At 70.2% G+C, this 13,340-nt stretch carries 16 protein-coding genes, 1 tRNA gene and 1 pseudogene; 9 read left to right on the plus strand and 9 right to left on the minus strand.

Going from position 1 to position 13,340, the window contains the following annotated elements; genetic code table 11:
* Positions 1-11 precede the first annotated feature (11 nt).
* From IE660_RS11525 to mscL, 4 genes are all read left to right on the plus strand, one after another.
* Positions 12-617 (plus strand): 5-formyltetrahydrofolate cyclo-ligase, encoded by a 606-nt coding sequence (locus IE660_RS11525; protein ID WP_203568500.1) that lies wholly within the window; start codon positions 12-14, stop codon positions 615-617.
* Positions 618-664: 47 nt separating this feature from the next.
* Positions 665-997 carry an FmdB family zinc ribbon protein gene (locus IE660_RS11530; protein ID WP_203568501.1) on the plus strand — a complete coding sequence of 111 codons (333 nt, stop codon included), beginning with the start codon at positions 665-667 and terminating at the stop codon, positions 995-997.
* Positions 998-1,098: 101 nt separating this feature from the next.
* Positions 1,099-1,716: an SAF domain-containing protein gene (locus tag IE660_RS11535; protein WP_203568502.1), complete on the plus strand. Its 618-nt coding sequence runs from the start codon at positions 1,099-1,101 to the stop codon at positions 1,714-1,716.
* A gap of 123 nt (positions 1,717-1,839) precedes the next feature.
* Positions 1,840-2,205 carry a large conductance mechanosensitive channel protein MscL gene (gene mscL, locus IE660_RS11540; protein ID WP_203568503.1) on the plus strand — a complete coding sequence of 122 codons (366 nt, stop codon included), beginning with the start codon at positions 1,840-1,842 and terminating at the stop codon, positions 2,203-2,205.
* A gap of 83 nt (positions 2,206-2,288) precedes the next feature.
* Here mscL and IE660_RS11545 read toward each other — a convergent pair whose 3' ends face one another.
* Positions 2,289-2,663, minus strand: a complete 375-nt coding sequence (locus IE660_RS11545; RefSeq protein ID WP_328701939.1) for a hypothetical protein — start codon at positions 2,661-2,663, stop codon at positions 2,289-2,291.
* Positions 2,660-4,042 carry a UTP--glucose-1-phosphate uridylyltransferase gene (locus IE660_RS11550; protein ID WP_203568504.1) on the minus strand — a complete coding sequence of 461 codons (1,383 nt, stop codon included), beginning with the start codon at positions 4,040-4,042 and terminating at the stop codon, positions 2,660-2,662. Before IE660_RS11550 ends, IE660_RS11545 begins: the two co-directional genes overlap by 4 nt.
* Before the next feature lie 248 nt (positions 4,043-4,290).
* Here IE660_RS11550 and IE660_RS11555 point away from each other — a divergent pair.
* Together IE660_RS11555 and IE660_RS15920 are read left to right on the plus strand one after the other, a co-directional pair.
* Positions 4,291-4,363 (plus strand) — tRNA-Arg (locus tag IE660_RS11555).
* 45 nt (positions 4,364-4,408) lie between these two features.
* Positions 4,409-4,705, plus strand: a pseudogene (locus tag IE660_RS15920) (AAA family ATPase); the annotation flags it as partial.
* An 11-nt stretch (positions 4,706-4,716) separates the two neighbouring features.
* Here IE660_RS15920 and trxA read toward each other — a convergent pair.
* The 5 genes from trxA to IE660_RS11580 form a co-directional block, all read right to left on the minus strand.
* Positions 4,717-5,094 carry a thioredoxin gene (trxA, locus tag IE660_RS11560; RefSeq protein ID WP_203568505.1) on the minus strand — a complete coding sequence of 126 codons (378 nt, stop codon included), beginning with the start codon at positions 5,092-5,094 and terminating at the stop codon, positions 4,717-4,719.
* An 80-nt stretch (positions 5,095-5,174) separates the two neighbouring features.
* Positions 5,175-5,942 (minus strand): class I SAM-dependent methyltransferase, encoded by a 768-nt coding sequence (locus tag IE660_RS11565; RefSeq protein WP_203568506.1) that lies wholly within the window; start codon positions 5,940-5,942, stop codon positions 5,175-5,177.
* Positions 5,943-5,964: 22 nt separating this feature from the next.
* Positions 5,965-7,038: a hypothetical protein gene (locus IE660_RS11570; RefSeq protein WP_203568507.1), complete on the minus strand. Its 1,074-nt coding sequence runs from the start codon at positions 7,036-7,038 to the stop codon at positions 5,965-5,967.
* 4 nt (positions 7,039-7,042) lie between these two features.
* Positions 7,043-7,744: a metal-dependent transcriptional regulator gene (locus tag IE660_RS11575; RefSeq protein ID WP_203568508.1), complete on the minus strand. Its 702-nt coding sequence runs from the start codon at positions 7,742-7,744 to the stop codon at positions 7,043-7,045.
* On the minus strand, positions 7,737-8,900 hold the full coding sequence (locus tag IE660_RS11580; protein WP_203568509.1) for an N-acetylglucosamine-6-phosphate deacetylase: 1,164 nt from the start codon (positions 8,898-8,900) through the stop codon (positions 7,737-7,739). Before IE660_RS11580 ends, IE660_RS11575 begins: the two co-directional genes overlap by 8 nt.
* Before the next feature lie 95 nt (positions 8,901-8,995).
* Between IE660_RS11580 and IE660_RS11585 the strand changes: the two genes are divergently transcribed.
* A complete protein-coding gene (locus tag IE660_RS11585) occupies positions 8,996-9,640 on the plus strand; it encodes an acVLRF1 family peptidyl-tRNA hydrolase (protein ID WP_328701940.1) in 645 nt (214 codons plus the stop codon).
* 6 nt (positions 9,641-9,646) lie between these two features.
* Here IE660_RS11585 and pdxH read toward each other — a convergent pair whose 3' ends face one another.
* The gene (gene pdxH, locus IE660_RS11590; RefSeq protein ID WP_203568510.1) at positions 9,647-10,342 is read right to left on the minus strand and encodes a pyridoxamine 5'-phosphate oxidase; all 696 of its coding nucleotides are present in this window, start codon (positions 10,340-10,342) and stop codon (positions 9,647-9,649) included.
* Positions 10,343-10,378: 36 nt separating this feature from the next.
* Between pdxH and serC the strand changes: the two genes are divergently transcribed.
* Positions 10,379-11,500 carry a phosphoserine transaminase gene (gene serC, locus IE660_RS11595; RefSeq protein WP_203568511.1) on the plus strand — a complete coding sequence of 374 codons (1,122 nt, stop codon included), beginning with the start codon at positions 10,379-10,381 and terminating at the stop codon, positions 11,498-11,500.
* Between the two features lie 10 nt (positions 11,501-11,510).
* Here serC and IE660_RS11600 read toward each other — a convergent pair whose 3' ends face one another.
* Complete coding sequence (locus IE660_RS11600; RefSeq protein ID WP_203568512.1) at positions 11,511-12,530, minus strand: hypothetical protein; 1,020 nt, start codon at positions 12,528-12,530, stop codon at positions 11,511-11,513.
* A 137-nt stretch (positions 12,531-12,667) separates the two neighbouring features.
* Here IE660_RS11600 and IE660_RS11605 point away from each other — a divergent pair, with 137 nt between their 5' ends.
* Positions 12,668-13,339 (plus strand): hypothetical protein, encoded by a 672-nt coding sequence (locus IE660_RS11605; protein ID WP_203568513.1) that lies wholly within the window; start codon positions 12,668-12,670, stop codon positions 13,337-13,339.
* Position 13,340: the final 1 nt, after the last annotated feature.

The raw sequence follows: 13,340 nt of genomic DNA on the forward strand, positions 1-13,340 counted from the left end.
ACGATAGGCGCATGCCCCACGGCGACGACGCAGCACTGGCCGCCGCCAAGAAGGTTCTGCGCGATCAGGTTCGACGGGAGCGTTCCGCGCTCGACCCTGTGGCGAGGCGCGCTCGGGACGCGGCCCGCACCGGGTGGCTGCTCGAGTCGGCGGCCGGCTTCCGTGCCGTGGCTGCCTACGCGTCGATCGGGGACGAACCCGGCACGCTCGACCTGCTCGCCCGCTTGGCGGATCGAGGTCAACAGGTGCTGCTGCCGGTGCTGACGCCGCTGGCCGAAGGGGTGCCGCGCCGCGAGCCTGCCTGGGCGTGGATGGACCGCGTGGACGACCTGCGCCCGGGCCTGTGGGGCATCGGCGAACCCGCCGGCGACGCGCTGCCCGCCGAGGCCCTGGCCGGGGTCGACCTGGTGCTCAGCTCGGGCTTGGCCGCCGGCCGCGACGGCAGCAGGCTCGGGGCGGGCGGCGGCTGGTACGACCGGGCACTGCCCCACCGTCGCCCCGGGGTGCCGGTGTGGACCCTTGCCGACCACCTGGCCGACACGGTGCCGCACGGCCCCCTCGACCAACGCGTCGATGCCGTGGCGACGGCGGACGGGCTGGTGCGGGTCGGGCTGTAGACTCGTCCGCGGTCCGCGCGAGGCGGGCCTGACGAAGAAGGTCCGCGATGCCCACCTACCAGTACCGCTGCGCCGACTGTGGCTCCCAGCTCGAGGTCGTCCAGAAGTTCACCGACCATGCGCTGACCGAGTGCCCGAGTTGCCAGGGCCGACTGCGCAAGGTGTACAACGCCGTCGGAGTCCACTTCAAGGGGTCCGGCTTCTACGCCACGGACTCGCGCAACGCACGCAGCGCCAGCTCGACCAGCGGCTCGTCGACCAGCAGTTCGTCGAACGGCAACTCCTCGAGCTCGACGTCGTCGGAGTCGTCGACCTCGTCGAGTTCCTCGGGTTCGTCGGACTCGTCCAGTTCGTCGGGCACCACGAGCACATCCGACTGACCCGGTCAAGACCCCAGCGGGTTGTGCACAGGTGGCGATGTCCACCTGTGGACCAGCGACATTCCTGACGCCAGACCCCGCTCGGCCCCCACAGTGCCTGCGTGAGGAACCTGTTCAGTTCACTGGGCACTGCCGTGCGGTGGCACCGGCGAGGGCTCGCAGCACTGGCCGCCGCCGTGGCCGTGCTCGCCACCATCTCGGCGCTGCGCCCCGCCTCACCGCCGACGGTCGAGGTCGTGGTCGCTGCCGGGGTCATTCCTGCAGGGACGAAGCTCACCCCCGACCACCTGCGCCTGGTCGCCCTTCCGGTCAAGGCCGTGCCCGACGGCGCCCTGACTGACCTGTCGGCGGCGCTGGGGGCCACCGCGATCGCCCCACTGCCCCGCGGCCAAGTGCTCACCCCGCAGTCGCTGGTCGAGGCCGGTCGCGCCCTGCCCAAGGGCCAGGTGCTGGTGCCTCTGCGGCTGGGCGACACGTCGGTGGCGACCCTGCTGCGGGTCGGTGACCAGGTCTCGGTCGTGAGCACCGACGCGCAGGGACGACCGGTCGTCCTCGCCCCGCGGGTGCGGGTGGCGGCCCTGCCGCAACCCGCACAGGGCGGTCCGTTGGCCGGCGGTGACGACGGACGAGGGCTCGTCCTGGTGCAGACCGACACCGAGACCGGGGCCCGTCTGGTGTCGGCTGCCGCGGTGGGTCAGGTGGGGTTGATGTGGGTCTGACGACACTCGTTGCGCGCTGGCATTTTGGTCGAACGCACCCTTGCGGGTACGGTGTTGCGTCGGAGTGCGTGGTTGGGCTCACAGTGGGCCCCCCGCTTCACACAATCAAGGGAGAAAGAAACCATGAAGGGTTTCAAGGAGTTCGTGCTGCGCGGCAACCTCATCGAGCTTGCGGTCGCCTTCATCATCGGCGGCGCCTTCGCGACGGTCGTCACCGCCTTCACCAAGATCATCATCGAGGCGCTGGCCAAGGCCGGCGGCGCCCCCAACTTCGACGACTGGACCCCCGGCGGCATGGTGTCGGTCGGCCCGTTCCTGACCGCGCTGGTCGCCTTCCTGATCATGGCGTTCATCGTCTACTTCTTCATCGTCAAGCCCTACGAGGCCGCCAAGGCGCGCTTCATCAAGGAGCCCGAGGTCGTCGAGGAGGCCAGCCCCGAGGCTGTGCTGCTCACCGAGATCCGCGACCTGCTGAGCACCCGCGCCTGAGGGCCACGCCACACGCATCACGTCACGAGGCCCCGACCACAGGTCGGGGCCTCGTGCCATTCGCTGCGATGGGCCGTGCCAGTTCAGCCGTGGTGGGGCGGCACTTCGTCCAGCAGCCGACGCTCGGCCGGTCCGAGGACGACCGGGCCCTCCCGTCGGGTCGCCTGAAGCCCGTCGACGCCGCAGGCCGCCCTGACGCCAGCGAGCAGGGCATGGAACTGGGCAGCCCCCAGTCCCCCACGACAGTCCGCGGGCACCGGGTGCGGCCACGGCAGTTCGGCCTGCTGCAGCACCTGGCGGTGCTCGCGCAGCCTCACAGCATCCCAGCCGACCCGCTTCAGCCAGTCGGCCACCAGGTCAGCGGCCAAGGGCTGGTCGTCGCCAGCCGCCAGCCACTCACCGGTCAGGGCGTGGCCGATCGCCGGCCACGGCCCCGACGGCGTCGGGGCTTGCGTCACTGACCACTCGACAGCACGGTGTCGTCAGCGATCGTGGTCGGCTCGTCAGCGTTGACCACGACGTCACCAACCACCACCACACCCGCGCCGAAGGTCACGTCGCCGTTCACCTGCAACGAGGTGGCCTGCCGCAGCGAGGGTGCCTCGGGGATCCTGGCCTCGAAGTCGTCGACCAACTTGTAGTGGCTGAGGTCGAGTTCGATGGTCGGAGTGGCTTCTCCCTGGGCCACCAGTTGGCTCATCTCGTCCAACTCGTAGCAGTCGGAGCGCACCAGCAGCAGTTCGTTGGTGGTCTTGACCGGCAGGAAGCGCGAGCGAGGCACGCAGATCGCCGTGGCCCCCTGGAACACCTCGATGGCCGCGCCCATGGCGCACTCGATCTGGATGACCTTCGGCGAGGTCTTGTCGGCGGGGTCGACGGTCTTCTCGTTGCGGATCAGCGGCAGCCCGAGCACCGAGTCGCGCTCAGCCAGGGTCTCGCGCAGCGCCACCAGGTCGAACCACAGGTTGTTGGCGTGGAAGAACGGGTGGCGGAACTCGTCGGTGAAGTAGTCCATCTCCTCCGGCGCGGTCTGCGCGGTGTCGCGCAGGATCAGCTGGCCGTCGCTGCGGCGCACGGCGAGGTGGCCGCCCTTGCGGTCGTTGGCAGTGCGGCGGCAGACCTCGGCGGCGTAGGGGGCGCCGGAGTTGGCGAACCAGCCGGCGATCTGGGCATTGGGGCCAGCACCGAGGTTGTCGCCGTTGCAGACCGAGGCGTAGCGGTAGCCGAGTTCGACCAGGCGGTCGAGCAGGCCTGAGGCCTCGAGCGCGGTGTAGATGTCGCCATGGCCGGGCGGGCACCACTCCAGGGTGGGGTCGGCCGGCCACTCGACCGGCTCGAGGGTGTCGGCGAGCAGCTTGGGTTCCTGGTTCTGCAGGAAGTCCAGCGGCAGGTCGTCCACGGCCAGGTGGGGGTACTTGGCGAGCACTTCGAGGGAGTCCTCGCGGGTGCGGAAGGAGTTCATGAACAGCAGCGGCAGCTTGACCCCGTACTTCTCGCGCGCGGCCAGCACCTGCAGCACGTTCAGGTCGAGGAAGCTCTTGCCGTCGCGAACCGGCAGCAGCGACTTGGCCCGGTCCAGCCCCATCGAGGTGCCCAGTCCACCGTTGAGGCGGATGATCACGGTCTTCGAGAGCGCCTCACGCGCCTGCTCGTCGCTGACCTGCACGTCCTCGAGCATCGGCGGGTCGGTCATCGGGGCGATGTCGGCCTCACGAATCAGGCCGGTGGCCCCGGACTCGAGCTGGCGGTAGTAGTGGGTGAAAACCTCGATCGCGGCCGGGTGAACCCCGGCTACACGCATCTTGTCCTGGGCTGCTGCCAAACCGTGGTCGCTCATGATGACCACCCTATGACCTGGCGCCGAGGCGTGCTGCACGAGAGGGAGCGCACCTGCACCACGGGTCGAAGCCGTCTACCCACCCCCAGGAGACATCGCGGTGCAAGTGCGCTCTTGCACCGCAGTGTAGGGCCAAGATCCCCCCTTTGGGGTGGTGATTTCCCGGCGTGGACACTGTTTGCATCTCAGTTTGTGAACGAGGGCTACTTTGCCCGTCGGTCGCGCACCTCCTACGCTGGTCGAGCGCGGGCCCCGTAGCTCAGGGGATAGAGCAGTGGTTTCCTAAACCATGTGTCGGAGGTTCGAATCCTCCCGGGGCCGCCCATCGGTCCGCCACGAGCGTGTCCCACTAGACTCCAGCGCACCATGCAAGCACTCGGTCACCGGCCCATCGTCCATCTCGTGGTCGGACTGCCCGGTGCCGGCAAGACCACGCTCGCCAAGCAGTTGGAGGCCGAAGGGCCGGCGCTGCGGCTCACCCCCGACGAATGGCAGATCCTGCTCTACGGCGACGCCAACCCCGAGCACCTGCGTGACCTGGTCGAGGGCAAGCTGATCGAGATCGGCATGCGGGCCGCTGAACTGGGCAGCAACGTCGTGCTCGACTTCGGGTTCTGGGGGGTGGACGAGCGCTCGTCCCTGCGCTGGATCGCCGAACAGGTGGGTGTGAGGCTTCAGCCGTTCTGCTGGGCGGCCTGGTGCTCGGCCGCCTGCTTCTTGAGCTCGTCAAGGTCGATGTCCTTGACCTGGCCGATCAGCTGGTCGAGCTGCTTGCCGTTGAGCATGCCGGGCTGGCTGAAGACCAAGTAGCCGGCGCGGAAGGCCATGATCGTCGGGATCGACATGATCTGCAGGGCCGACGCGATGCCACGCTCGGCCTCGGTGTCGAGCTTGGCGAAGACCACGCCCTCGTGGCGCTCGGAGGCGTCCTCGTAGATCGGGGCGAAGCGCTGGCAGGGGCCGCACCAGTCGGCCCAGAAGTCGATCAGCACCACGTCGTTGTCGTCGATGGTGCTGGAGAAGTTGCTCTCGGTGAGCTCGATGGTGGCCATGGTGGGTCCTGACGTCTTGTAGGGGCCGGGCGCGCCGGCCGGTCAATTGGGTCAACAGCGCCGGCGCCGCAGTTGTTCCCTCACTTGATCGCGACGAGGCGCCGCATCGGGATCGGCACCTCGACCTGACCGCGACGCTCGGCCTCGTCGGCCAGCCACTTGGCGGCGGCCTTGACCCGCAAGGGCCCAACCGTCGGCAGGTACAGGCCACGGATCAACAGCTCGGCGTCCTCGGCCGTGGTCACGGTGAACCGGTAACGCTCACGGGCGTCCTCGACCTTGCGCAGCCCGTGTTCGGTGAGCAGTGTCTCGATCGACACCTCCAGGTGCGCGGGGAACCTGGGTGGGGTGCGCAGGATCGCGGCCAGCCGCCCGCCGATCATCATGTCCGTGCGGTTGATCGGTCGCCAGGTCGGCACGGTCGCGGCGAACAGACCGCCGGGGCGCAGCACTCGGGTCACCTCGGCGAGCATGTCGCCGGTGCGGTGGACGACCGCCAGCCCCATCGACGAGACGACCGCATCGGCGGACTCGTCGCGCAGCGGCAGCTGGCGCGCATCGGCCAGGACGAACGGGCTGGTGCTGCGGGCACGCGCCTCGCGCAGTTCCGGTTCTGAGATGTCGATCCCGACCACCGCGCGACCGGGTGAGACCAGCTTGCGGGTCATCGCCCCCGACCCGCAGGCCAGGTCGACCACGGTGGTCGCCGAGGACGAGACCGCCCTGGCCAGCCACTGGTAGGGCGTGTGGTTGCCGGCGATCGCCCTCGACAGTACGTCTTCGGTGATACCGGTGCGCATGGCGTGGAAGTCGGCGAGGTAGTCCGCCCAACTCGCGTGCGTCGGCATGCCCACCACCCTACGCCGAGGCTCAGGAGGCGTCCTGCCAGCGCTCCAATGCCTCGACCAGGTCGTCACCGATGTCCTCGAGCAGACGACCGGCACCGATCGACTGGCCGGCAATCACCGACACCAGCAGCGACAGGCCCGGGAGCGCCTCGTCGGCGGCCTCGGCCCGGTGACGGCGGCCGCTCTCGCCGCGCTCGGCCAGCGCGGCCACCAGCGGGTTGCTGCCGTCGGGCCACTGCTGGGTCAACCGCTCCCAGGTGGTCACCCAGGTCCTGGAGATCTCGGCGACCGACGGCACCCCGAAGAAGTGCCCCACAGGGGCATGGTGGCGCAGAGCCACCAGCGGTGACTCGAGGTAGAGCAGGGCGAGCCGCATCCTGGCATCGAGGTCACGTCGCTCGTCCAGGGTGCCCTCGAGCACCCAGGAGCAGGGGTTCGGGCAGGTCAGGCCGACATCGGGACGTTGCCCCGCGCCGATCGTCTCGTGGTTCATCGCACAGACGGCGAGGGTGTCGCCGAGGCGGGAGTGGAACTTGTCGAGGTAGCGGGTGAACCCCGGTTGGTCGCCGTGGGCGGCGTTGGTCGAGCGGCGGGCCGTCGAGCGCATCGCCGAACTGTGCGGGCACAGCGGGTCGTCGGTGCCCCATCGCTGGCCGACGGTGCGCCGCATCAGCAGCGGGTCTCCACCGTGGCCCAACCGCTCCTCCCAGCCCAGCTGGCACAGGTACTCCCCCAGCAGGTGGGCGGTCACCACCAGCGACTGCGGCTCGCCCCGTTCGGCGCGCAGGTCGACCACCTCGAGCATCAACTCGTACAGCGGCACCAACGAGCCGAGCGCGCCCCGCTGGGGTTCGCGCGGCTGGTGTGGGAAGGCACAGCTGGCCAGGGCGCGGTTCCAACTGCGCTTGCGCTGCCGGGCCAGCTCGTGGAAGTCCTCGGCGTCCAGCGACATCACCCGGTGCGCGATGCTGGCCAGCTCACAGGCCTCGGCCAGGTGTGGCGAGCTGTCGCCCGCCGCGATCTGGCGCCTCAGCATCGACTCGACCGCGTCGTACCAGTGCGCGCGGGCGAGTTGGACGAGGTTGGCGGCGTCCACGAGGTCAGTCCTCGACGAGCCGACCGAAGAGCCCTTCAGCCAGGCTGGGCGGCACCTCGGCGAGCTGGGACGAGCCGACCGCCCCCACCAGGTAGCCGAGCCCACCGACCCGGGCGGTGACCACCGCGCCGGGACGCACTCCCGCACCGGCCAACGCAGCGAGTGCGTCCGGGTCGGCCTGGGTGCGTTCACTCATCCGGACGATCTCGATCGTCGAGGTCTGCGCCCCGGTGATCAGTTCGGGCAGCGGACGATTGCCGGCCCTGAACTCCGGCGTGGGCCGGTCGACCCCGAGTGCGACCAGACCGGGAATCGGGTTGCCGTAGGGCGATGCGTCAAGGTCGTCGATCAGGGCGACCAGGCGGGCCTCGACCTGGTCGGAGATCACGTGCTCCCACCGGCAGGCCTCGTCGTGGACCAGTTCCCAGTCCAACCCGATGACGTCGGTCAGCAGCCGTTCGGCGAGCCGGTGCTTGCGCATCACCGCGACCGCCAGTTCGTGCCCCTGGGGAGACAGTTCGATCGTCCGGTCGTCGGTGACGGTGAGCAGGCGGTCGCGCTCCATCCGGGCCACGGTCTGCGAGACCGTGGGGCCGCTCTGGTGCAGGCGCTCAGCGATCCGCGCCCGCATCGGGACGATGCCCTCCTCGATCAGTTCATAGATCGTGCGCAGGTACATCTCGGTGGTGTCGATCAGCTCACTCATGGCGGCCTCCGTCGAGCCACTGACCGTGGCGCATCACTCGTTGCAGCACCCCGGCGTCGTCGACGACGCACAGGTTGGCCAGTCGTCCCGGTTCGAGCACGCCCACCTGGTCGAGGTGGTGCAACCGGGCGGGGGTGGTGGCCGCCATCACCGCAGCCTCGGGCACGGTGCGTCCCACGGTCGAGACGACGAACTCGACCGCCTTGGCCAGGGTCAGCGTCGACCCGGCGATGGCGCCCGGGCTGCCGTCGGGGGTGGCCAGCCGGGCGACACCCTGGCGCACCAGCACCTTCAGGCTGCCGAGGTCGTAGTCGCCATCGGGTTGGCCGGTGGCGGCCATGGCGTCGGTGACCAGCGCGACCCGGTCGACGCCGGCCGCCTCGATCGCCATGTCGATGACGTCTCGGTGCAGGTGGGCGCCGTCGCAGATCAGTTCGACCACGACCCGATCATCGGTGAGCAGCCACGGGATCGGGCCGGGTTCGCGGTGGTGGATCGAGCGCATCGCGTTGAACAGGTGGGTCACCACGATCACCCCGGCGTCGACCGACTCGCGGGTCACCCGCTCGTCGGCGTCGCTGTGGCCGAAGGCGGGGGCGACGCCGGCTGAGGCGAAGCGGCGCACCGCGTCCAGGCCGTGCTCACGCTCGGGGGCCAGCGTGATCATGCTGAGCGCGCCGCCGGCAGCCTCGAGGATCTCGTCGACGAAGTCAGGGGCGGGGTCGCACAACAGGGCTTCGTTGTGGGCGCCCTTCTTCGCGGCCGCCAGGAAGGGGCCCTCGAGGTGGATGCCGTCGAGTTCGCCGGACTCGACCAGGGCCCGCAACTGACGCACCTGGGCGATGACGTCGTCACGGCTCTCGGTCACGGTGCTGGCGATCAGGCTCGTCGCCCCCAGGCGCCGGTGGTGGTCGATCGCTGCCTGCACCTTCGCGGGGTCGGGGTCGACATAGGACGCGCCGGCCGCGCCATGGTTGTGGGAGTCGACATAGCCGGGGACGATCCAGCCATCGACCAGGGTGGCACCATCGGCCACGCCTTCGGTGACCTCGACGATTCGGTCGTCCTCGATGCTCAAGGTGGCCGCAGCCGCCACCGCGCGGCCCGATCCGGTGTCGTTGCCGGTGACGACGCGCGTGCTCGCGAGCAAGACCATGACCCACCTCCTCGTGTCCCATCACATCAGACCACACCCACCAAACAGGTGCCGACTCTGGTGCCGCACACCGCCGGTGGGCCAGACTGGTAGCCGTGCCCCCCGATCACCCGCGGCGAGTCAGCGTCAGCGCCGAGCGCCTGACACGCTGGGTGGCGGGGTACGCCCAGCGCCACGGTGACCCGATCGTCCAGGCGCACCCCGAAGGTTGGGAACTGGTCGCCCCGGACGGCGCCGTGGCCGTTCTGCGCGACCGCTGGAACCATCTGGGCCGAAGCGACTGCGACGACCTCGAGGGCGTTGTGGCCCACCTCATCCGCGACCGGACCCTGGGCCTGGTGCTGGTGCGCAAGGGCGCGCACGCGGTGGGCATCGCCCAGGGTGCTCGCCTGGTCGAGTCGAAGATCGACACCCACTACGTGCAGGGGCGCACCAAGGCCGGCGGGTGGTCGCAGCAACGCTACGCCAGGCGACGTGACAACCAGGCCGCCAAGGCGTTCGGCGAAGCGGCCACCGAGGTGGCGGTGCGGCTGTTGCCAGTGCTCGAGGAGTTGGACGCCGTGGTCTGCGGTGGCGACCGGCGTGCGGTCGACGAGGTCTTCGCCGACCCCCGGCTGGAGGTGCTCGAACACCTGCGACACGACGTGGTGCTGCCCACCAAGGACCCACGGCTGGCGGTGCTCGAGGCCTTCGTCGAGCAGGCCAGGGCCACCACCATCGACCTCAACGAGTTCGCCTGAGGCTGCTCAGGGGTCGAGCCGGGTGGTCGTCCACGACCCCTCACCGAGCACGGCCTGCACCCGCTCGTGCAGTCGACTCGGTTGGCCCTGCCAGAACTCGAACAGGTCGGGCACCACGCGATAGCCGCCCCACTGCGGCGGGCAGGGCACCTGTTCGACGTCGGCGAAGCGGGCCTCGGCCTCGTGCAGTTCGGCCTCGAAGCCGGCGCGCGAATCCCGCGGGCGAGACTGGTGCGACGCCCAGGCACCCACCTGCGAGCCACGCGGACGCTGACCGAAGTACTCCTCGACCTCGGCGCGCGACACCGGCTGGGCGACGCCCTCGATCCTGATCTGGCGCATCAGGCTTGGCCACCAGAACAGCAGGCCCACGCCCGGGTTGTCACCGATCTGGTCCCCCTTGGCCGAGTCGGTGTGGGTGTAGAAGACGAAACCATCTCGGTCCCACTCCTTGAGCAGGACGACTCGCGCGGTGGCCCGGGCGGGTTCGTGGCTGGTGTCGATCGACGACATCACCATCGCCGCCGGCTCGGCCAGGCGCCCGGCGGTCTGCTCGTCGAAGGCGTCCTCGAGCCAGGCCGCGAAGAAGGCGAACGGGTCGAAGCCGGCGAGGTCGTCGGGCAGCAGGGCACCGCTGTAGTCCATCCGCTCGGCCCTCAGGTCGGTGCGGGGGGTGGAGGGGTTCGGTGCGTGGTCGCTCATGGCGCCATTGAAGCACCGCCTGCGAGAATCGGGTCCATGACCCTGACCATCCCTGCCGAGCTGCTGCCCACCGACGGACGCTTCGGCAGTGGTCCGACCAGGATCAGGCCCGAGGCGCTGGCCCGCCTGGCCACCGACCCGGTCATGGGCACCTCGCACCGGCAGGCACCGGTGAAGTCGCTGGTGGGGCGCATCCAGGAGCAGTTGCTCACGCTGCACCGAGCCCCTGAGGGGCATCGGGTGGTGCTCGGCAACGGCGGCTCCACGCTGTTCTGGGACGTCGCGGTCAGCTCCCTGGTCAGGCAGCGGTCGGCCCACGGCGTGTTCGGGGAGTTCTCGTCGAAGTTCGCCGTCGCTGCCGCCAGAGCCCCCTTCCTGGGCGAACCGGTGGTCACCGAGGTGGCACCTGGCGGCATGGCCCTGCCGACCGCGGTCGCCGGTGTCGACACCTATGGCTGGGCCCACAACGAGACCTCGACCGGCGTGGTCGCCCCAGTCGTGCGCCCCGACGGGGTCGACGATGACGCGCTGGTGGTCATCGACGCCACCTCGGCCGCCGGTGGGGTCGAGGTCGACCTGGGGGGGATCGACGCCTACTACTTCGCACCGCAGAAGAACTTCGCCTCCGACGGTGGGCTGTGGTTCTCAATCTGCTCACCGGCAGCGCTCGAGCGGGCCCACGAACTGGGCCGGACTCGCTGGATTCCGGAGTCGCTGAGCCTGGCGGTCGCCGCGTCCAACTCGGCGGCCCAGCAGACCCTCAACACCCCGGCGTTGGCGACGCTGGTGCTGCTGGCCGACCAGCTGGACTGGATGCTCGACCTCGGCGGCATCGACGCGGTCGCGGCACGCTGCCGTAGAAGCTCCGACCAGCTGTACGCCTGGGCCGAGGCGCATCCGCTGGCGACCCCGTTCGTCACCGACCCAGCACTGCGCTCCCCCGTCGTCTGCACCATCGACCTCGCCGACGAGGTGGACGCGGCCAGGGTCTCGTCCATCCTTCGCGACAACGGGGTGGTCGACACCGAGGCCTACCGCCGACTCGGCCGCAACCAGGTGCGGATCGCCTGCTACGCCGCCATCGACCCCGACGACGTCAGCCAACTCGTCCGCTGCCTGGACTGGCTGCTGGAACGCGACGAGGTCCGTCGCGGCTGAACCGCGGCGCTCAGCGCCGGCGGCCGACGAGGGTGGTCGCTGCGGCCAGCAGCGCCACCAGCGCCGCGATGCCGATCGCGGCCAGTGTGCCGCGAGCGCCCGACGCGCGTGACGGCGGTGTGGTCGCCGGGGCGGAAGTCGAGTCCGGGGTCGGCTCAGTGGACGTGGACGACGGGCTCTGGCTGGGGCTGGACGACGTCGTGGCCACCGGGGTGACCGACGGCTGCGGCGAACTGCTCACCATGCCGGTCGGGTAGTCCATCACACTGACGCGCGGCGTGGCACCGCCGTACCCGACCATGAGGCGGCCGCCGTCCAGGCTCTCAGCGAGGGCGTCACCCGGCACCTGGTCGGGGGTCGGTCCCAGCGCGACCCGCTGGAAGGTGAAGGCGTCGTAGAGGTGCACCCCGATCGGGGTGCGCACCGCGAGGTGCTGTCCGTCGGAGAGGAAGGTGCCGTCGGTGACCCCCTCGGGCGCTGACGCGACCCGACGCAGGGCGACCACCCCGCCGGTGACCGGCACCTGGGCCGGCCGGGAGAAGGCGGGGTTGGGGCCGATGGTGACCACGTAGATGTTGCCGCGAGGGCTGACCATCATCGCCCCGGAGGCATGGGCGCCGTCGGGGTAGCGCAGGGTGTAGACCCGGGGGGTCGCCGTGCCGGTGCTCGGGTTGTCGACCGCCAGCACGACGACCTCGTCGCGCTCACCGCCGACGTCACCGGCGTGCAGGATGCCGTTCTGGTACGAGACCGCCTGCAGGTCGAGCACCCGGTGACCCAGCGCGAGTTCGCCCGCGACCGTGCCATCGGCCCTGACCGCCACCAGGGTGGAGTTCTGGGCGCCCTTGACCATCCAGTAGAGGTCGCTTCGGCTGTCCCGGGCCAGCCCGGTGAGCGAGATCTCGCCGGCGTCCTTGACGGTGAAGTCGACGTCCTCAGCGAACGCCGGGCTCACCGCGATCGACCAGGCCAGCACGCCTGCCGCCAGCGAGGCGCCGAGTCGGGTGGCGAGACCTCGCAGACGGCTCACAGCAAGCTCCCGACCACGACGGCGACCACGAGCACCACCAGGACGCTGGTGACGATCAGGCGTCGGGTACGGGGATCCACGCCCGACAGCCTAGCCCTGCACCTGCCATTGCCCATCGGAGCCATTACGGTGTGGTCATGGGCGAGTTGCGCATGCACGCGTTGTCGATCATCGAGATCCGCGACATGTTCGGGGCCTCGACCGAGTTGGCCGGGACGCTGCGCCAGTTGGCCGGCGAGCGGTTCCGGGTGGCCGCGCCGCAACACCGGCAACGGGGGCTGCTGGGCAAGCTCGGGCCCTTCCTCAAGCGCTCTGCGGCTGACTCCCCGGTGTTCCCCGACGGCATGCCGCTGCCCTCGGACTGGGAGAACCTGATCGCCGGCCGCTACATCGCCCCCGACCGGGTCGACGTGAGTTGGCAGGTGATCGACACCTGGGTCGACGCCCTCGACTGGGGCACGTGGACGGCCCCGGTCGCGCCAAGTGGGCTGGACGACCTCGACTTCGCCCTGGCCCGTGCCGGCATGCCGTCGCGCTACGGGCTGCGCAAGCTGATGGCCGACGACCCGCAACTCACCATCCGCCCCGGCACCGGCATGCGGGTGGGTTACTCCAAGAACCAGCACGTGCTGGCCACGCTGGCCAGCCTCGAGCAGGTCGTCGACGAGGTGGACGAGTCGCACCGCCCGATCGCCCAGGGACTGCGTGACTTCCTCGCCGACATCCCGCGCTGGACCGCCGAGGCGACCGAGCTCAACCGCCCCGCACCCGACCTGTTCGTGGTCTGGCGCGACGACATCAGGGGCTGAA

It is taken from the genome of Aestuariimicrobium ganziense, from assembly GCF_015352975.1.
Taxonomy (GTDB): Bacteria; Actinomycetota; Actinomycetes; order Propionibacteriales; family Propionibacteriaceae; genus Aestuariimicrobium; species Aestuariimicrobium ganziense.